The following is an 18546-nucleotide window of genomic DNA, read 5'->3' on the forward strand; positions in this document are numbered from 1 at the left end:
GAGTACTCCCATGATCGTCCGTTCTCTCTCCGACGTCCCCGCGGTCGAGTGGGGCAGCGGCACCAGCCACCGCCTGCTCACCGAAGCCGACGGAATGGGCTTCACCGTCTGCGAGACGCTGGTCCGCAGAGGCACCTCCAGCGGACTGCAGTACCTCGGCCACCTGGAGGCCTGCTACTGCATAGGCGGCTCGGGCGAGGTCGTCACCACCGAAGGCGTCCGCCACAAGATCAAGACCGGCACCATCTACGCCCTGGACCAGCACGACGCCCACCACCTCCTCGCCTCCGACGACGAGGACCTCCTCCTCGTCTCCGTCTTCAGCCCGGCGCTGCGGGGCGACGAGAAGCACTCGCTCTCCGAGGACGGCTTCTCCCGCTACTGATCACCGCCGCCGGGTGCGGGGCCGCGACGGCGCGGCCCCGCACCCGGCTCACCCCGCGACCGGCGAAAGGCAAGGCAGAGCCCTCATGGCAGCAGAGAAGGACACGGACACCTACGGCATCACAGCGCCGTACGGCGACGAGCTGAACGACGACGTCGCCCGCTGGGACCGGGCCGGCGAGTTCCCGCACGAGAAGTGGAAGCCGCTCCAGCGCTCGGGCCTCTTCACCCTCCCCTTCGCCCCGGAGTACGGCGGCGCCGGCCGGACGCTCACCGAGACCATGTCCGCGCTGGAGGGCCTCGGCCACACCAGCCGGGACGCCGGCCTCAACTTCTCGGCGTCCACGCAGATCGTCAGCGTCGGCATCCCGCTCCAGGCGTTCGGCTCCGAGGAGCTGCGCTCGCGGTACCTGCCGCGGGTGACCTCCGGCGAGGCCATCACCGCGCACGCGATCACCGAGCCGAGCCACGGCTCGGACGTCATGAACATCCGGACCACCGCGGTCCGCGAGGGCGACGAGTACGTGATCGACGGCGGCAAGATGTTCATCACCAACGCCCCCGTCGCCGACCTCTTCCTCCTCTACGTCCGTACCGGCAAGCCGGGCGCCTTCGGACTCAGCACCTTCCTGGCCGAGCGCTCCACGCCCGGCCTGAGGATCGGCGAGCCGCTGGAGACGATGGGGCTGCGCACCTCCCCGATCAGCGAGGTCACGCTGGAGAACGTCCGGCTGCCCGCCGCCAACCGGCTGGGCAGCGAGGGCGCCGGCTTCCTGATCATGGACTACGTGATGAAGCGGGAGGTCCTCTTCTCCTTCGCCGTCAACCTCGGCGAGATGACCCACCGCCTCAAGCGGGTCGTCGAACACGCCACCACGCGGCAGCAGTTCGGCAGCGCGATCGGCAAGAACCAGGCGGTCTCGCACAAGATCGCGGACATGAGGATCGCGGTGGAGACGGCCCGGAAGTGGCTGTACGACACCGGGCGCAAGGTCGAGCAGGGCACGGACGCATCGCTGGACGTGGCCGCCACCAAGATCGTGGTCAGCGAGGCCAACCAGCTCACCGCCCGGCACGCCGTCCAGATCTTCGGCGCCCGCGGCTATCTGACGGACACCGGCATCGAGCGCGAGCTGCGCAACGCCACCTCCGGCTCCATCTACTCCGGCACCAACGAGATCCAGCGCAACTGCATCGCCGCCCTGATGGGCCTGTGACGAGAGGCATCCGCCATGACCGACATCCTGACCGACACCGTCTCCGTGACCCCGACCGCCGAGGACCTCGAACGCCTCACCGCGGCCACCGACTTCCTCGACCACGAGCACGAGACCGTACGCGCCTTCGTCGACAAGGCCCTCAACGGGATCGACCGCGAGAAAGCCGGCCAGGTCGAACTCGCCGTCACCCTCTACTACGCGGTGCGCGACGGCATCCACTACGAGGTCTACGGCGCCGACCTGTCGCCCGAGGGGCTGAAGGCGTCCAGCATCATCACCGGCGGCAAGGGCTTCTGCCTGCACAAGTCCGTGCTTTACGCCGCCGCCTGCCGCTCCGTCGGCATCCCGGCCCGGCTGCACTACAGCGACGTCCGCAACCACCTCGCCTCCGACCGGCTGCGCTCCTACATCGGCGGCGACGTCTTCTTCCACGGCCTGGCCACCGTGTATCTCGAAGGCCGCTGGCTTCAGGTGACCCCGGTCTTCAACAAGCTGCTGTGCCGGCTGTACGGCATGACCCCGCTGGAATTCGACGGACGCTCCGACAGCCTCTACCACCCCTTCGACGCGCAGGGGCGGCAGAGCATGGAGTTCCTCACCGACCACGGCGACTTCGACGACGTCCCGTACGAGTTCGTCATGAGCACCATGCGCCGCAAGCACCCGAAGTTCCTCGACGCGGACGGCACCGGCACGGTCAGCGGCGGCTCGCTGGCCGACGAGGCGAGCTGAGCCCCTCCCACCCCAGGCAGGCACGTCACGTCAGAGCAGAAGAACGGCAGAAGAAGAGGAGAAGCACCCCATGACGCAGTTCCAGGCCCGAGAGGACGGCTGGGGCGCCGTCGCCCGCGTCGGTGTCGTCGTTCCGCACGCGGACGTCGGGCCGGAGTCCGAGCTCCAGGCGATGGCTCCGCGCGATGTCTTCATCCACGGCTCCCGCGTCCACTTCGGGGCCATGCGGCCCGGCGGCGAGATGGACCCCAAGATCCCGCACGACCCGGTGCGCGCCTTCATCGACCCGCCCTTCATCGACGACGCGGTCGAGCTGCTCGCGGCCTCCCCGCTGGACTCCATCGCCCTGGGGTTCACCAGCTCCGCCTACGTCCTGGGAGCCGACGGCGAGCAGAAGCTCTTCGAGCGGCTCGCCGAGCGGACCCGGGGCATCCCGCTCACCGGCACCACCCACGCGGCCACGGCCGGCTTCCGCGCTCTGGGCGCCGAACGGATCGCGCTGGTCAACCCGCCGTGGTTCGACGACGAGCTCTCCGCCCTGGGCGCCTCCTACTTCGGCGAGCGGGGGTTCGACGTCGTCCACCACGCCCCCTGCGGCCTCCCCAGCAACCAGAAGCTCATCACCCCGGAGGCCCTGGTGCAGTGGATCGAGTCCACCGTCGCCCCGCGGAAGCCGCAGGCGGTCCTGGTCGCCGGCAACGGCATCCGCGCCGTGGGCACCATCGCGGGCCTGGAGGAGCGGATCGGCTTCCCCGTCCTCACCGCCAACCAGGTGCTCTTCTGGCACGCGCTGCACCTCGCCGGCGGTACCGGGGCGGCCGCGCGGATCAGCGACTACGGCGCCCTGTTCGGCGTCCGCCCGGAACCGGGGAGCGTGACGGGATGAGCCTGCTGCCTGCGTACGGCTACCAGGCCGCCGTGCAGGAGACCTGCGACACCCCCGAGTACCACATGCCCCTCGTGTGCTGGCACGACGACGACAACGGTGTGCGCGGACTGGTGCTGTACCGCGGGGCACTGCGTCCGGCGGAGCAGGTTCCGGGGTTCCGGCGCTATCTCGCCGCCGAGGGTCTGGAGCAGTACGCCACGACCGGCCCGTGGCCGCTGCTCGCAGCAACCGCCTGATCCGACCCGTGGCGGGGACCGGCCGGGTCCCCGCCACATCAGGAGCCGTATCGACATGACACACGACCTCAAGTGGTCCGACGCACCCCCGGGCGAGGTCCGCGACCAGGTGGGCGTCTGGATCGTCCGGGCCCCGGCCGGGCAGCGGCTGCCACCCGACGGGTCCGCGCCCGACTGGCTCGACGAGAAGGAACGGAGCCGGCTGGCCGCGATACCGCAGCGCTCCGGCAAGGAGGCCTACGCCTTCGCCCACTGGGCGCTGCGGAGCGTCCTCGGCTCCTCGCTGGACTGCCCGCCCCGGAGCGTCGGCTTCCTGCGGCAGCCGTGTCCCGGCTGCGGTGGGGCGCACGGCAGGCCGGCCATCCGCGATCCGGACCGGGGCCGCGAACCCCCGGAGTTCTCGATGTCGCACAGCGGGGACCACGTCGCCATCGCTGTCGCCGAGGCCACCATCGGCATCGACATCGAGTCCCATCCGACCCCGGAGTCGGTCGCGGGCTACCTGCCCTTCCTCCACCCGAGGGAACAGCAGTGGCTGGGCGCCCGCCCGGCCGACGAACTGGTCCGGGACTTCGCCCGGCTGTGGACCCGCAAGGAAGCCATGGCCAAGGCGACCGGCCAGGGCATGGCGTCCGTCCTGAACCGGATGGACCTCACCGGCCAGCCGCTCGGCTGGCGGGTGCGGCAGCTGATCGCCCCACCCGGATACGAGGCCAGCTTCGCCGTTCCGGCGTCGGTGCACGTGGACGTCATCATGCACGAGGACCTCCCGTATCCGATGCCGGAGCTGGAGCGGGTCTGACCGGCGGCGGGCGGTCCGTACCTCCGCGGAGGGGAGGTACGGACCGCCCGCCGCGTCACGTCGTGCGCCCGGTGGAGCAGGCCGTCAGACGATGGTCACCTCGGAGGTGAAGACCTGGACGCCGTGCTGCTCGACCGAGACGGGTACCCGGCTCCGGCCGGTGCCCGCGGGGACCGGGGAACCGGCCACGACGACGGCCGGGGCGTCGAGTTCGACGTACCGCACGAAGTCCGTCCGCATCCCGATGACGGCCGCGGTCCCCCCGCCGACGGCGCACGCCGCCTGCCGGGCGGCCTCCAGCAGGAGCATCCCGGGCGCGTGGTCGACACGGTGGTCGAAGAGCACCGGGTGCGAGGTGTCCACCCGCAGCAGCCACCGGCCGGGTCTCTCGCCCCCCGGGGCCGGCGAGAGGACCACGTCGGCCGGGGACGTCCGGCCCACCAGGCGCGGATCCACGGGCGGGCCCGCCGGGAGGCGGTTCGCCAGAGCGGTGTCGATGTCCGCGTAGCTCCCGCGCATTCTCCGGTAGACGGCCGCGGGCTGGTCGTTGAAGCGGGTGTGCGCGATGCCCATCAGCCGCTTCCCCAGGTGGACGTCGATGTCCATCGCCATCCCCGCGAACCTGTTGCCGCGCCGGACCACGTCCGAGCAGGACACCACCAGGCGCACCTCGTCCTCGGCGGTGGTGATCAGCGAGGCCAGCGGCTCGACCGCGAAGTTCAGGCACTCCCACGCCTGCTTGTGCTCCCGCGGGACACCGTGCACGGCGTGCGAGAGCAGCGGGACCGTCTGGCGCACGGTCTCCGCGAGCAGCAGCGGATCGTACGCGCCCTGCGACGGCAGGTAGAACGGGTGCCCCTTCGGCCAGCGCGCCGTGATCACGAAGCGTCCCGAGTCGGCCTCGGTCCACGTGCTGAGCAGCACTTCCTCCCCCCGGAGCTTGTGCACCTGCCACTGCTGCACCTGAGACTGCTGGACCGGTTGTACGTCACGGCTCAGTACGGAAACAGACAACGTGGACCCCCCACGATCGGTTGTTTGCTCACGGATGACTACGCAGGGGAGCCCCACGAGCACCCCCTGCGCCGACTCAAAAATAATGTTTCTTTTGTTTTGCCGGGTCAAGGGGAACACGGGTCTGATTTTTTCTGGGAGTGCAGGAGTAAGCATAGGTAACTCAACCGGAACAAAAGGGACTTGCCTTGGCGCCGGTCGGCCCGGATAACATAAGGGTCATTCTTTTTGGGAAGGTGACAGGGCATGGCACAACCGAAGCAGGAACGAGCGGAACAGACCCGCCGCGCTCTCCTCCTCGCAGCAGCAGAGGTGTTCGACGAGTTCGGCTACGCGGGTGCGAGCATCACCCGCATCCTCAAGCGCGCCGGTGTGACGGCCGGAGCGCTCTACTTCCACTTCGGCTCCAAGGAGGATCTGGCCAGGGCGGTGATGAACAGCCAGCCGGAGACCCTGGTCCCGCTGCTGGCCGCCGGGGGCCTCCAGCGGCTCATCGACCTCACCCTCGTCTGGTCGTGGCAGCTCCAGCGCGATCCGCTGCTGCGGGCCGGCGTACGGCTGACCAACGAGCAAACCTCCGCGGTCGGTCCCACGAGCGCCGACCCGTACGAGAAGTTCCGCGCGATCATGACGGGGTGCCTCCAGGACGCGCAGAACGACGGCGAGCTGCAGCCGGGCGTCGACCCGGTCGTGGTCGCGGAGTTCGTCGTCGCGGCCTGTACCGGAATGCAGATGTACTCCAACGTCGTCAGCGGCCGCCAGGACCTTCCCGAGCGCACCCAGCAGATGTGGAACCTCATCCTTCCGGGCATCGCGGTCCCGTCCGTGATCACCCGCGCCGAGGCGACCCCCGCCCGGGGCGCCGCGATGATGCCCTGAGAGCCCGGCCCGCCGACCACTCCTCCCGCCTCGAACGAACTCCAAGGAGACCCCATGCCGTCCTTACGCCTGGCCGCCCTGAACATCGACGGTGTCCTGCTCAACGACACCTTCAGCCCGGTCATCCACCAGTTCGTCGTCGGCCGGGGCGGGACGTACTCCGCCGCGCTGGAGCGGTCGATCTTCTCCCAGCCGCAGCACATCGCCGGGCAACGGCTCGCGGCCGCCGTGGGCTCCACCATGACCGGCGAGGAGGCGCTCGCCGCCTACTTCGAGGAGCGCTCGGCCCACCTCGACCGCCACCCGGTCACCATCACACCGGGTACGCGTGACCTGCTCCACCGCCTGCGGAGCGCGGGCCTGCAGACGGTCTGCTACGGGGGCCTGGGCAAGGAGCACTTCGACCGCCATCTGGGCCGCTACGCCCACCTGTTCGACGGCCCCGGCTACGTCAGCACCAACGACATCCGCCCCGGCCTCAGGGAGATCGCAGAGGACGTCTTCGGGCTCCGCCCCGCCCAGGCCCTCTTCGTCGACGACGTCGCCCGGGTCGCGGAGGCGGCCCGCGAACTGGGCACCGCCTTCGTCGGGCGTCCCTCCGCCTTCGTCCACAGCCACCAGCGCGAACTCATGCGGGAGGCGGGCGTACGCCACATGATCGACGGCCTGGACGCGCTCGACGACGGCCTGCTGCGCCGGATCGACCGGGAGATGGGCACGGGCACGTTCTGGAGCCCCGCCCTCGCGGCGGCCGGCCGGGAGAGACAGGCGTGACGCCGGGCAGACCGGCGCTGTCCGGCAAGGTGGCCCTGATCACCGGAGCCTCCAGCGGAATCGGCGCCGCGGCGGGCCGGCACTTCGCCGATGAGGGAGCCGCCGTCGTGCTCGTCGCCCGCCGGGCCGCCCAGGTGGAGGAGGTCGCCGAGCGCATCCGGAAGGACGGCGGCCGGGCCGTGGCCGTACCGGGGGACGTCACCCGCCCCGCGGACATGGAACGGGCCGTCGCCACGGCGGTCGACCGGTTCGGCCGCCTCGACTGTGCGTTCAACAACGCCGGTCACGCCAGCGCCGGAACGCTCCTGCACGAACTTCCCGACGATGTCTTCGACCGCACCCTGGACGTCAATCTGCGCGGTGTGTGGAACTGCCTGCGTGCCCAGATCCCCGCCATGCTGGAGTCGGGCGGCGGCGCGGTCGTCAACTCCTCCAGCGTCGCGGGCGTACGGGCCACCGCCGCGTCGGCGCCCTACGTCGCCGCGAAACACGCGGTCATCGGTCTCACGAGGGCGGCGGCGGCCGAGTACGGCGACCACGGCATCAGGGTCAACGCCCTCGTGGTGGGCGGCACCGACACGGAGATGATGGACGCCCTCCGCTCCACCGGAGCCGCCGCGGGCGCGGGTTTCGGCTCCCAGGGCATCCAGCGGCGGCTGGCCGATCCGGTCGAGATCGCCCGCGCCGCCGCCTGGCTCTGCTCGGACGCCTCCTCCTTCACCACCGGGACCGCCCTCGCGGTGGACGGCGGACGGACCGCGAAATGACGGCGGAGCGCGCGGCCACGACGGTCCGGACCGCCACCTGAGGACAGCGGCGCGTGACACGACGGAACGCCCCCGGCGGCTGCCGCCCATTCCTGATGGGAGGCAGCCGCCGGGGGCGTACGGTCACAGGGCGTCAGACCTGGAGCGCGCCGGGCCGGTCCGCGACCTGCTGGGGCGCCGGGGACGGGGCGACCGCCTCGGGCTTCGTGCGGTCGGCGAGCTTCAGCCAGATGACACCGACGATGATGACCGACAGCCAGATGCCCTTGGCCAGGGTCAGGGTCTCGTCGAAGAAGACGGGGCCGAGGACGGCGGCGCCGACCGCACCGATACCCGCCCAGACGGCGTAACCGATGCTGACCTCGATCGTGCGGAGGGCCAGGCTCAGTGCGTACAGCGTCAGCAGGAAGAACACCACGGCGACCAGGGACCAGGTCAGGACGGTGAACCCCTCGCTGCCGCCGACGGCGAGCGCGTAGCCGATCTCGAAGACTCCGGCGAGCAGGAGCGAGAGCCAGGCGTTCTTGGAGGTCTTGGCTTCGTTGGACATGGGAGGTGGATCCTCTCTGAGGTGGCGTCAGATGGTGGGCGGAAGGCACCGCGTGCGCGGTCGGGGTGGTGCACCCGGGCTCAGGCGGAACCGCTCAGCTGGAGTCCGACGACGCCACCGATGACGAGGACGATGCCGATCGCCTTGTTCCAGTTCAGGCGCTGACCGAAGAAGAGCGCGCCGAGGATGGTGATGCCGACGCCCGCCACGGAGGTCCACAGGGCGTAGCCGACGCCGACGTCGAAGGTCAGCAGCGACTTGCTGAGGAAGAAGGTCGCGAGGGCACCGCTGATCAGGGTGATGGCGGTCCACTTGCGGTTCTTGAAGCCCTCCGCCTTTCCGGCGGCGATGGCGACAGCGATCTCGAAGGCGACGGCGATGGCGAGGTAGAGCCAGTGCATGGGAGGTCCTTCCGTGCGGTGGGTGAGGAGGAGAGTGGGCGTGGGGAAGGTGGTGCGAGGGACGGCGTGCGGCGATGTCGCGGAACCGGGTCCGGGTCAGTGCCGGGAACGGCTCAGGGTGAGGAAGTCCTGGAACGGCGCTTCCGCTTCGGGGAGCTGGAGCGCCGTGACCTTGATGGGCCAGCGCTCGGGGTCCTCGGCGAACAGGGAGTACGAGCCGGTGTAGTCGAAGCCGTACCGGGCGGCGGTCCGGCGGTCGGCGGCGTGCACGATGTGGCCGATGCCGGCGAACCGTGCCGCCATGTAGCACAGGGCGCAGGGCTCGCCGGAGGCGATCAGGGTGGCTCCCGCCACGGCGCGCATGCCGTGCCGTGCGGTGGCCTGCCGGAGGGCGACGACCTCGGCGTGCGCGGTCGGGTCGTTGTCCTCTCGGACCCGGTTGAAGCCGGTCCCCAGGATGCGTCCGCCGCCCACGACGACACCGGAGAAGGGGATGCCGCCCTGGGCGACGTGCTCGCGGCTGAGCCGGATCGCTTCGTGGGCGAAGCCCATCAGTTCGCTGTCGTGTGTACCCATGAGCAGTTCGTCTCCCGAGTTTCCCTGCATCTATATTGCCTGCACATGCAAGCAGATAGTTTCCATGGATCTCCGCAGGCGGCGTGACCCGATGCCTTAATCTTGCATGTGCATATAACGAGTGTCAAGCAGGGGCGTGCGTAAGGGCGTTGTCCAGCGTCGCCAGCGGCTCCAGCACCTGCGGGTCGAACACCGCCGGGAGAGCCCCTGCGGCCGCCTTGTGCGGCAGGTCGGGGTTGGCCAGCGCACCCGTGCCGATCGCCAGGACGTCCGCGTGCCCCTCGTCCAGGACGCGCCGTGCCACCGCTTCCTCGTGCAGCCCGCCGTTGGCGATGACGGGCACTCCGGTGACCTTCCGGGCGAGCCCGGCGAGCGTCGGTCCGCCCGGCAGCCAGTCCCGTCCACTGCCCGCGAGGTGCAGGTAGTCGGCCCCGGCCCCGACCGCCGCCGCGAAGAGGGCGGCCGCCTCGGCGTCGCCTCCCTGCCACCGCCACCCGAAGTTGTTGATCTTCCCCTGGGAGAGCCGGACGCCGACCGTGAAGCCGGGCCCGGCCGCACCTCTGACCGCGGCCGTCACCTCCCGTAGGAGCCGTGAGCGCCCCTCGACCTCCCCGCCGTACCCGTCGGTGCGCAGATTGGTGTACGGAGTGAGGAACTGGTCGAGCAGATAGCCGTTGGCGGCGTGGATCTCCACGCCGTCGAAGCCGGCCTCACGGGCGCGGACCGCCGCGGCGGCGAAGCCCTCCACGGCCTCGGCGATCTGGCCGTGGGTCATCTCCAGCGGTTCGGGCCAGGGACCGCTGCCCCGGTACTTGCCCAGTTGCTCGCCCATCGGCCGGACCGCGGACGGGCCGACGGTCCGGTCGCGGAACCGGTTTCCCTGGGCCAGGGCCCCGGCGTGCATCAGCTGGAGGACGATACGCGCGCCGGCGGCGTGCACTCGGTCGACGACGCCCCGCCAGGCGGCGGCCTGCGCCTCGTCCGTGATGCCGGGCTGGTGGAGGTAGCCCTGGCCGTAGGCGGTGTCGGTGTAGGTCCCCTCGGTGATCAGGAGCCCGAAGCCGCCCTCGGCGAAGGCCCCGTAGTAGGCGGCCATCTGCTCGGTGGCCCGGCCGTCCTCGGTGGCGGAGACCCGGGTCATGGGGGCGACGGCGAATCTGTTGCGCAGCTCCAGACCCGCGAACCGGCAGGCGGTGAGGGCGGGGTGAGGGCGTAACGCGCTGGTGCGGGCGTCGCTCACCTCAGCACGTCCCGTCGATGCCGCAGGCCGCGCCGTAACCGGCTTCCTCCGCCTGCCGGGCCTGCGCGTCCAGGATCGCCTTGCGCAGCTGGGCGGGGCGCGGGACGCCCTCGATCCGGATGTCCCCGACGAGCAGGGTGGGGACCGACCGCACCTGGTGGGCGGCCGCCTCCCGCAGAGCCTCCTGATGCCGGGCACGGTAGGTGCCGTCCTTCAGCGCGGCCCGGAACCCGGCCTCGTCCAGGCCGGTTTCGACGGCCAGTGCGGCGAGGACGTCGACCTCCCCCAGGTCCTGGTCCTCCTGGAAGAAGGCACGGAACATCCGCTGGTTGTAGGCGTCGCCCAGGCCGCGCTCGGCCGCGTACTGGTACCCCTCGAAGGCGAGGGCCGTGTAGGGCTGCGGCGAGACGGTGGGGAGCGTGATGTCGACACCCAGCCGACGGGCCATGGGGTAGACGGCCCGCTCCCAGATGGCGGGCAGGTACTCGTCCTCCGGCCGCAGGGTGGGCTGGGGGTGGGCCCGCAGCTCGAAGGGCAGCCACTCGACTTCCACGTCGACGCCGACGTCCTTGATCGCCTCTTCGATGGGGCCCTCGGCCAGCATGCAGAAGGGGCAGACGTAGTCGGACCAGATCTTGATCTTCACGGGATCGGCCATGCGCAGGCTCCATATAATTGATCGCGCAAGCAACAGCATCTCTCGACAGGTCGACGAGAGATGGGAGGGATCTCCAGAAGGTTGCACGATCATGCACTTAAGTGTCAAGCTCTGCCGTACCGCCCGCGCGCCGGCGAACGAGAACGGCGGTGGCCCCCAGCCTCGAAGGACTGGGGGCCACCGCCGCGGTGCTGCCCGGGGGCTACAGGAACGAGTTGATCTCGATCGTCTCGGTCCGGCCGGGGCCGACGCCGATCGCGGAGATCGGGGCGCCCGACATCTCCTCCAGGGCCTTCACGTAACCCTGCGCGTTCTTCGGCAGGTCGGAGAAGGTCTTGGCCTTGGTGATGTCCTCGGACCAGCCCGGCAGGGTCTCGTAGATCGGCTTCGCGTGGTGGAAGTCGGTCTGGTTGTACGGGAGTTCCTCGACGCGCTTGCCGTCGATCTCGTACGCCACGCAGACCGGGATCCGCTCCCAGCCGGTGAGGACGTCCAGCTTGGTGAGGAAGAAGTCGGTCAGGCCGTTGACCCGGGTCGCGTACCGCGCGATCGGGGCGTCGAACCAGCCGCAGCGGCGGTCACGGCCGGTGGTGACACCGCGCTCGCCGCCGATGCGCCGCAGCGCCTCGCCGTCCTCGTCGAACAGCTCGGTCGGGAACGGACCGGCTCCGACACGCGTCGTATAGGCCTTGAGGATGCCGATGACGCGGCTGATCTTCGTCGGGCCGACACCGGCACCGGTGCAGGCGCCGCCCGCCGTCGGGTTCGACGAGGTGACGAAGGGGTACGTGCCGTGGTCGACGTCGAGCAGGGTGCCCTGGCCGCCCTCGAAGAGCACGACCTTGCCGTCGTCGATGGCTTCGTTCAGGATCAGGGTCGTGTCGGCGACGAACGGCTTGATCTGCTCCGCGTACTGGAGCATGTCCTCGACGACCTTGCCGGCCTCGATCGCCCGGCGGTTGAAGACCTTGGCCAGGAGCTGGTTCTTCTGCTCCAGGGCCGCCTCCACCTTCTGCTCCAGGATCGACTCGTCGTAGAGGTCCTGGACGCGGATCCCCACCCGGTTGATCTTGTCGGCGTACGTCGGACCGATGCCCCGGCCCGTCGTGCCGATCTTGCGCTTCCCGAGGAAGCGCTCGGTCACCTTGTCGAGCGTGACGTTGTACGGAGTGATCAAATGAGCGTTGCCGCTGATCAGAAGCTTGGACGTGTCGACGCCTCGCTCGTTCAGACCGCTCAGCTCGGAGAGCAGGACCGCCGGGTCGACCACGACACCGTTCCCGATGACCGGGGTACAACCCGGCGACAGGATTCCGGAGGGGAGGAGATGAAGTGCGTACTTCTGGTCGCCCACGACGACCGTGTGACCGGCGTTGTTACCGCCTTGGTATCGCACGACATAGTCCACGGATCCACCGAGGAGATCGGTGGCCTTCCCCTTGCCCTCGTCACCCCACTGAGCACCGAGCAGCACAAGTGCGGGCACAGGCGTACACCCCTTCCGGGCGGGGCATGTCCAAGGTCAGGGGGCGTACGTCAAGGTCGTACCTGCCGTACGACGATGTACGGCAAAGCCTGAGCCGTCGAACCGGGTGCCCCGGAATAGACGAAGCCCCTGGCGCAATAGCGCAAGGGGCTCTTGCACCAAGATGCTACCCGAGGAAGGACCGAGGTGTCGGCTGCAGAGCCCCCCGGCGACGGCGACGACCAGCTCCTGGTGGTCATCGACCCGGTCGCCCGCCGGAGTGACGGCGAGTCCGTCCGTATCGCCAAGGACGTGCTGAGCGCCGGCGCGCACGCCAAGATCTGCCTTCCGGACACCCCCGAGGAGTTCGCCCGGGCCCTGTCCCGGCGGGGTGCGCGCCGGCCCGTCGTCGTCGGTGACGACCATGCGCTGCTGCGCGCCGTCGCCCAGCTGCACCGCGAACGGGAGCTGGCCGCCGGCGTCCTCTCCCTGATCCCCGTCGGCGCGGCGCACGCGCTGGAGGTGGCCCACGCCCTCGGCGTCCCCCGGGGCGCGGTGGCGGCCGCCCGGACCGCGCTGGACGGTGCGGTGCGCCGCCTGGACCTGCTGGTCGACGACAGCGACGGCGTGGTCCTGGGCCGCCTGCGCATCCCGGCCCCGCCTCCCCCGCCGCCCGGCTCCGGGACCCCGCACACGAACATCACGGCCATGTGGGACACCTGCCGCTCGCTGGTCACCTCCCTGGTCCGCCCGGCCCCCGTCGCCGCCACGGCGAACCCGGGCACGCACCGCCTGCGCATCGAGGCGGACGGGGTGCTGCTGAGCGACCTGGACACGCCGGTCCGGGACCTCTCGGTCACCTCCCAGGGCGGCGGGGGCCTCGCCGACGTCGTCGTCCGCACCGGTTCCGGCGAGGACGTCACGGCGGAGGCCAAGGCCGTCACGGTCTCCGGCGCGGACTTCCGCTACCGGGCGGACATACAGACCGGCGGGCCGGTGCGGACCCGGACCTGGACGGTCCGGGCGGGCGCCTGGGGGCTGATGCTGCCGGGCCCGGCGAGCGCGGACGCGGCGGCGGGCGCACGCTGGTAGGAGACGGCCCGGAGCCGTCCCCTTTGCCCGCCCCCGGTCCCGGAGGTGACCGTCATGACCAGGATCGCTGTCGGATGGCACATCGAGCTCGAATTCGAGGAGGACACGCACCGCACGCGCGCGGCGGCGCTCGTCCGCCTCTCCGACGGAACAGAGGTACGCGCCCACGGCTACGCCAGCCGCCATCCCTCGGACGCCGACCAGCAGCGGGTCGGCGAGGAGATCGCGGGGGCGAGGGCGCTCAACGAGCTGGCGATGAAACTGCTGACCAAGGCGCACGACGAGATCGACGAGGCGTCGGGGCGGAAGTCGTACCCGCTGACGTAGCTTCGGGGGCTCCGCCCCCGTACCCCCGCTCCTCAATCGCCGGAGGGGCTTGATACCCGCACTCCGGAACCGCGCCCGCGCCCGCCTGCGTCTCCCCGCCCATGGAGACCCGCCGCGAAGCCCTCACCGGAACCACCGGCTGCCTCAGCGCCGTCCTCGGCGCCGTCGCCGGGATGGCCGCCTTCGGGTACGGCTTCGACGTCCTGGCCGGGACGCAGACGCTGGAGGACTGCGGCTCACCCTGCTGACCCGGGCCGGAGGCTCGCCTACACCTCCGCCCGCAGCTCCTTCAGCCCCCGGATCACATACCCCGGCTGCCACTCCGGCTCCGCCGACATCCGCAGCGCGGGCGCCTTCCGCAGCAGCTCCCCGAAGGACGCCGCCAGCTCCAGGCGGGCCAGCGGGGCGCCGAGGCAGAAGTGGATGCCCGCGCCGAAGGTGATGTGCGGGTTGTCCGTACGGGACAGATCCAGGACGTCCGGGCGCGCGAACCGCTCCGGGTCCCGGTTGGCCGAGCCGAACAGCAGCGCCACCTCCGCGCCCCGGCCGATCACCTGGCCGTCGATCTCGATGTCGTCCAGCACCCAGCGCTCGAACATCTGCAACGGGGTGTCGTAGCGCAGCAGCTCCTCGATCGCGGTGGGCAGCAGCGCGGGATCGGCGCGCAGGGCGGCCAACTGCTCCGGGTGGTGGAAGAGGGTCCGCCAGCCGTTGACGGTGGTGTTCACCGTCGCCTCGTGGCCCGCGTTCAGCAGCAGCACACAGGTGGAGATCATCTCCTGCTCGGTCAGCCGCTCGCCCTCGTCGTGGGCGGCGATGAGCGCCGAGATCAGGTCGTCGCCGGGGGCGGTGCGCCGCTCGGCGATCAGCCCGCGCAGATACGCCGAGAAGTCCACGGAGGCCGAGACGGCGGCGGCCGCCGTCTCCTCCGAGGGGTTCAGCTCGAACATCCCGCAGATCGCCGCCGACCAGGGCCGCAGCAGTCCCCGGTCCGCCTCCGGGACGCCCAGCATCTCCGCGATGACGGCGACCGGCAGCGGCTCCGCGACCTCCGCCAGCAGGTCCCCGCCGCCCTTCGCCACGAACGCGTCGACCAACTCGGCCGCCAGCCGCCGCACGGTCGGGGCGAGATTCTCGACCGTACGCGGGGTGAACGCCTTCGAGATCAGCCGCCGGATCCGGGGGTGGTCGGGGGCCTCCAGATCGAGGATGCCCTGCCCGTTGAGCGTGGTGAACGGCTCGTGCTCGGGCGGCGGCGGGGTCCGCCCGAACTCCTCGTGGCTGAAGCGGTGCAGATACGTACGCCCGAGGCGCCGGTCGCGCAGCAGGGCCGATACGTCGGAGTGGTGCGGGATCAGCCACTGCCCCGTCGGCTCGAACCAGTGCGCCCGGCCGGCGGCGCGCAGCGCGGTGTAGGCGGGGTAGGGATCGGCGACGAACGCGGGCGACCAGGGATCGAAGGACACGTGCATGGCCCGACGCTACCCGCGCCCGCGCCCGCCGCAAGGGGTCCGGCACAGGTCCGGCCCAGGTCCGGCTACCCCGGGGTGACCAGCCGTGCCTCGTACGCGAACACCGCCGCCTGGGTCCGGTCGCGCAGCCCCAGCTTCACCAGGATGCGGCTCACATGCGTCTTGATCGTGGACTCGGCGACGATCAGGTGCGAGGCGATCTCCGCGTTGGAGAGCCCCTGCGCGATGAGGACGAGCACCTCCGTCTCCCGCTCGGTGAGGTCGCCGATCCGGGCCAGCGCGGGCGGCCGCGGAGTCTCCGCGAGCTTGGAGAACTCGGTGATGAGGCGCCGGGTGACCGTCGGCGCGAGCAGCGCCTCGCCCGAGGCCACCACCCGTACCCCGTCGGCGAGCTGCCGGGCCGAGGCGTCCTTGAGGAGGAAGCCCGAGGCCCCGGCCCGCAGCGCCTGGTAGACGTACTCGTCGAGGTCGAAGGTCGTCAGCACCAGGACCTTCGCGTCGGCGTCCCGGGCGACGATCTCGCGGGTCGCCTCGATGCCGTTCATCTCCGGCATACGGATGTCCATCAGGACGACGTCCGGACGCAGGGCGGCGACCTGGTCGAGCGCCTGCCGGCCGTCCAGCGCCTCGCCCACGACGGTGATCCCGGGCATCGCGTTGAGCAGGACCGAGAAGCCCTCGCGGACCATCATCTGGTCGTCGACGATCAGGACCCGGATGTCGGTGTCGCTCATGCCCGGCCGTCCCGGTCGATCACGACGGTGTCGGCGTTGCCCGCCCGGTCCGCCTTCGCCGCCGCCTCGCGGGGCTCCGACTGCTCCGGCTGCTCGGACAGCGGTACGGGGAGGAACACCGCGACCTCGTACCCGCCGTCGGCCGTCGGCCCGGCCGTCATCTCGCCGTTCAGCATCGCGACCCGCTCCCGCATCCCGGTGATCCCGTGCCCGGCGCCGGGCGAGGGCTTGACCAGGCCCCGCGCGGGCCCGTTGACCACGCGCAGCCCGAGCCCGCCGAGGACGTAGCCGAGCTCGACCCGGGCCGTGGAGCCGGGTGCGTGCCGCAGGCTGTTGCTCAGGGCCTCCTGGACGATCCGGTACGCCGACAGCTCGACGCCCTGCGGCAGCTCGCGGACGGCCCCGGTGATCACCTTCTCCGTCTCCAGGCCCGTCTCGCGGACGTTGTCCAGGAGCCCGTCGAGCGCGGCGAGGGTGGGCTGCGGGGCGTCGGGGGCCTCGTAGTCCTCCGCCCGGACGACCCCGAGGACGCGGCGCAGTTCGGTGAGGGCGGCCACGGCGTTCTCCCGGATGGTGACGAAGGCCTGCTCCAGCTCCGGGGGCGGGGTCTCGACCCGGTAGGGGGCGGCCTCGGCCTGGATCGCGACGACCGACATGTGGTGGGCGACCACGTCGTGCAGCTCCCGGGCGATGGTGGTGCGCTCCTCCAGCAGCGTGCGCCGGTCACGTTCGACGGCGGTGACGGTGCGCTGCACGGTGACCTCGCGCTCGGCGTCGCGCCGGATCTGGACCACGGCGACGACGAGCAGCGCGAAGGCGGAGAGGGTGACCACGGGCGCGGTGATGGACGGGTCGCCGCCCTCCAGCAGCATCCCGAAGAACAGGGTCAGCAGCCACATCCAGGCCGCCGCGCGGGGGCGGGTCCGGGCGGCCACGACCACCAGGACCACCACCTGGGCCATGAAGGCGCTCGGCCCCCACAGCCCGTCGGTGCCGAGGACGGCGCAGAAGACGGTCGTCACCATCGACGCCCAGAACGCGGCGACCGGCCTGATGAGGGTCATCGCCACCGGGATCGCGGGCACCACGCCCATCAGGAAGCGGTACTCCCACTCGGCGAACCCGGCCATCATCACGAGGAACGCGGCGAACAGCACGATGGCGTGCGGAGTCCAGACGACGAACCGGCGCAGCCCCTCGGGCAGCCGCCGGATGATCCGTCCGTCGGGGTTGAGCGGCGGCAGCGGCCGGTAGGCGAACACGTTGCGCAGGAGGTCGTCCCGCAGGCCGTCTATCGCCCCTGCGGCTGCCCGGAACTCCGGGCTACTGGTCTTCGTCTGGTTCTCGGTCACGCTTCCACGGTAGGCGGCGGCGGACGGCGGGTCGTCAGCATCGCTACGGATTCCGGAGCGTCCGTCTCAAGGACTACCCGCCTCCGCCGTGCCGTCCCGGAGAACCGCGGGGGCCCCGGTCGGCCCCCCGGGTCAGGCCTCCGCGCGGAAGGCGTGCGCGTGCTCCTCGGCCCACTCGGCGAAGGTCCGCGCCGGCCGCCCGGTGACCTTCTCCACCGTGCCGCGCACGGTCCGGCCCTCCGGCGGCGTGTCCCGGTAGACGTCGATCAGGAACGCGATCACGTCCTCCGGCATGCCCTGGCCCCGCCAGGTCTCCAGCGCCTGCTGCTCGGTGAGCTCGACCAGCTCCACGTCCGCGCCCCGCGCCGCGCCGATGGCCGCCGTCTTGTCGCGGACGGTCAGCGCCTGCGGTCCGGTGATCAGGTACTCCTGGCCGCCGTGACCGTCCTCGGTGAGGGCGACGGCCGCCACCGCGCCGATGTCCGACTCGTGGACCATCGCGCTCAGCCGGTCCACGAACGGCTCGCGCACCACGCCCTCGCTCCGGATGCCGGGCGCCCACTCCAGGGCGTTCGCCATGAACTCCACCGGCATCACGACCGTCCACGCGAAGTCGCTCGCGCGCACCGCCGCCTCCATCGGGGTGTCCCCGCCGCCGTGCAGCACGGTCACCCGGCGCACGCCCGCCTCCTTCGCCAGGGCGAGGATCTCGTCGGCGGTCTCCAGCGGGGCGAAGAGCGCTCCGCCGAAGGTGATGAGGTGCAGTCCGGTCACCCCGCGCAGCGCGGGAACCAGCGACGCCGGGTCTTCCAGGTCGCCGCCGACGACCTCGACGCCGGCCGGGAACTCCGCCCGCTCCGGGTCGCGGGTCAGGGCCCGGACGTGCTCGCCGCGCTCCAGCAGCTGCTCGACCACGCGACGGCCGACCGTTCCCGTGGCTCCGGTCACCAGGATCGTCATGAGGATCTCCTTCGTCGGTTCC

Annotated in this window: 23 protein-coding genes; 12 read left to right on the forward strand and 11 right to left on the reverse strand. The window is 71.2% G+C overall.

Going from position 1 to position 18546, the window contains the following annotated elements; all coding sequences use genetic code 11:
• Positions 1-10: 10 nt before the first annotated feature.
• From IE134_RS04775 to IE134_RS04800, 6 genes are all read left to right on the forward strand, one after another.
• Positions 11-385, forward strand: coding sequence for an ectoine synthase (locus IE134_RS04775; RefSeq protein WP_030722082.1), 375 nt, complete (start codon positions 11-13; stop codon positions 383-385).
• 85 nt (positions 386-470) lie between these two features.
• Complete coding sequence (locus tag IE134_RS04780) at positions 471-1601, forward strand: acyl-CoA dehydrogenase family protein (protein ID WP_030722085.1); 1131 nt, start codon at positions 471-473, stop codon at positions 1599-1601.
• Between the two features lie 15 nt (positions 1602-1616).
• A complete protein-coding gene (locus IE134_RS04785; protein ID WP_030722088.1) occupies positions 1617-2336 on the forward strand; it encodes a transglutaminase-like domain-containing protein in 720 nt (239 codons plus the stop codon).
• A gap of 70 nt (positions 2337-2406) precedes the next feature.
• Positions 2407-3222, forward strand: a complete 816-nt coding sequence (locus tag IE134_RS04790; RefSeq protein WP_030722091.1) for a maleate cis-trans isomerase family protein — start codon at positions 2407-2409, stop codon at positions 3220-3222.
• A complete protein-coding gene (locus IE134_RS04795) occupies positions 3219-3461 on the forward strand; it encodes a DUF6253 family protein (protein ID WP_019763170.1) in 243 nt (80 codons plus the stop codon). The genes IE134_RS04790 and IE134_RS04795 overlap by 4 nt, the downstream gene beginning before the upstream one ends.
• A 55-nt stretch (positions 3462-3516) precedes the next feature.
• The gene (locus IE134_RS04800) at positions 3517-4263 is read left to right on the forward strand and encodes a 4'-phosphopantetheinyl transferase family protein (RefSeq protein ID WP_189429671.1); all 747 of its coding nucleotides are present in this window, start codon (positions 3517-3519) and stop codon (positions 4261-4263) included.
• A gap of 84 nt (positions 4264-4347) precedes the next feature.
• On the opposite strand, the gene IE134_RS04805 is transcribed toward IE134_RS04800, so the two are convergent.
• A complete protein-coding gene (locus IE134_RS04805) occupies positions 4348-5277 on the reverse strand; it encodes a ScbA/BarX family gamma-butyrolactone biosynthesis protein (RefSeq protein ID WP_229823325.1) in 930 nt (309 codons plus the stop codon).
• 246 nt (positions 5278-5523) lie between these two features.
• Here IE134_RS04805 and IE134_RS04810 point away from each other — a divergent pair, with 246 nt between their 5' ends.
• From IE134_RS04810 to IE134_RS04820, 3 genes are read left to right on the forward strand one after another with little or no spacing between them, the layout of a single operon-like run.
• Positions 5524-6156 carry a ScbR family autoregulator-binding transcription factor gene (locus IE134_RS04810; protein ID WP_030722103.1) on the forward strand — a complete coding sequence of 211 codons (633 nt, stop codon included), beginning with the start codon at positions 5524-5526 and terminating at the stop codon, positions 6154-6156.
• A gap of 54 nt (positions 6157-6210) precedes the next feature.
• A complete protein-coding gene (locus IE134_RS04815; RefSeq protein ID WP_030722106.1) occupies positions 6211-6930 on the forward strand; it encodes an HAD family hydrolase in 720 nt (239 codons plus the stop codon).
• A complete protein-coding gene (locus IE134_RS04820; protein ID WP_030722109.1) occupies positions 6927-7697 on the forward strand; it encodes an SDR family NAD(P)-dependent oxidoreductase in 771 nt (256 codons plus the stop codon). The genes IE134_RS04815 and IE134_RS04820 overlap by 4 nt, the downstream gene beginning before the upstream one ends.
• Before the next feature lie 133 nt (positions 7698-7830).
• Here IE134_RS04820 and IE134_RS04825 read toward each other — a convergent pair whose 3' ends face one another.
• The 6 genes from IE134_RS04825 to IE134_RS04850 form a co-directional block, all read right to left on the reverse strand.
• Positions 7831-8247, reverse strand: a complete 417-nt coding sequence (locus IE134_RS04825) for a DMT family transporter (RefSeq protein WP_030722112.1) — start codon at positions 8245-8247, stop codon at positions 7831-7833.
• A gap of 80 nt (positions 8248-8327) precedes the next feature.
• Positions 8328-8648, reverse strand: a complete 321-nt coding sequence (locus IE134_RS04830; protein WP_030722115.1) for a DMT family transporter — start codon at positions 8646-8648, stop codon at positions 8328-8330.
• 96 nt (positions 8649-8744) lie between these two features.
• Positions 8745-9224 carry a nucleoside deaminase gene (locus tag IE134_RS04835; protein ID WP_030722118.1) on the reverse strand — a complete coding sequence of 160 codons (480 nt, stop codon included), beginning with the start codon at positions 9222-9224 and terminating at the stop codon, positions 8745-8747.
• A 124-nt stretch (positions 9225-9348) separates the two neighbouring features.
• Positions 9349-10464, reverse strand: coding sequence for an oxidoreductase (locus IE134_RS04840; RefSeq protein ID WP_030722121.1), 1116 nt, complete (start codon positions 10462-10464; stop codon positions 9349-9351).
• A 1-nt stretch (position 10465) separates the two neighbouring features.
• Positions 10466-11122 carry a DsbA family oxidoreductase gene (locus IE134_RS04845; protein WP_030722124.1) on the reverse strand — a complete coding sequence of 219 codons (657 nt, stop codon included), beginning with the start codon at positions 11120-11122 and terminating at the stop codon, positions 10466-10468.
• Between the two features lie 202 nt (positions 11123-11324).
• Entirely contained in the window at positions 11325-12608 is a 1284-nt protein-coding gene (locus IE134_RS04850; protein WP_026237801.1) for an adenylosuccinate synthase, read from the reverse strand.
• A 186-nt stretch (positions 12609-12794) separates the two neighbouring features.
• Between IE134_RS04850 and IE134_RS04855 the strand changes: the two genes are divergently transcribed.
• The 3 genes from IE134_RS04855 to IE134_RS04865 all read left to right on the forward strand — a co-directional run bounded on the left by IE134_RS04855 (position 12795) and on the right by IE134_RS04865 (position 14254).
• Positions 12795-13679: a diacylglycerol kinase family protein gene (locus tag IE134_RS04855; RefSeq protein ID WP_030722127.1), complete on the forward strand. Its 885-nt coding sequence runs from the start codon at positions 12795-12797 to the stop codon at positions 13677-13679.
• Positions 13680-13733: 54 nt separating this feature from the next.
• The gene (locus IE134_RS04860; protein WP_030722130.1) at positions 13734-14006 is read left to right on the forward strand and encodes a DUF1876 domain-containing protein; all 273 of its coding nucleotides are present in this window, start codon (positions 13734-13736) and stop codon (positions 14004-14006) included.
• Positions 14007-14107: 101 nt separating this feature from the next.
• Positions 14108-14254, forward strand: a complete 147-nt coding sequence (locus tag IE134_RS04865) for a hypothetical protein (RefSeq protein ID WP_179892636.1) — start codon at positions 14108-14110, stop codon at positions 14252-14254.
• 18 nt (positions 14255-14272) lie between these two features.
• Here the strand turns inward: IE134_RS04865 and IE134_RS04870 are convergent, their stop codons facing one another.
• The 4 genes from IE134_RS04870 to IE134_RS04885 form a co-directional block, all read right to left on the reverse strand.
• A complete protein-coding gene (locus IE134_RS04870) occupies positions 14273-15478 on the reverse strand; it encodes a cytochrome P450 (protein WP_097981512.1) in 1206 nt (401 codons plus the stop codon).
• Positions 15479-15543: 65 nt separating this feature from the next.
• Positions 15544-16212, reverse strand: a complete 669-nt coding sequence (locus IE134_RS04875; protein WP_006126329.1) for a response regulator — start codon at positions 16210-16212, stop codon at positions 15544-15546.
• Positions 16209-17564: a sensor histidine kinase gene (locus tag IE134_RS04880; protein WP_189429673.1), complete on the reverse strand. Its 1356-nt coding sequence runs from the start codon at positions 17562-17564 to the stop codon at positions 16209-16211. The genes IE134_RS04875 and IE134_RS04880 overlap by 4 nt, the downstream gene beginning before the upstream one ends.
• A gap of 132 nt (positions 17565-17696) precedes the next feature.
• Complete coding sequence (locus IE134_RS04885; protein WP_030722140.1) at positions 17697-18524, reverse strand: NAD(P)H-binding protein; 828 nt, start codon at positions 18522-18524, stop codon at positions 17697-17699.
• Positions 18525-18546: the final 22 nt, after the last annotated feature.

Source organism: Streptomyces rubiginosohelvolus, assembly GCF_014649875.1.
Lineage (GTDB): Bacteria > Actinomycetota > Actinomycetes > Streptomycetales > Streptomycetaceae > Streptomyces > Streptomyces rubiginosohelvolus.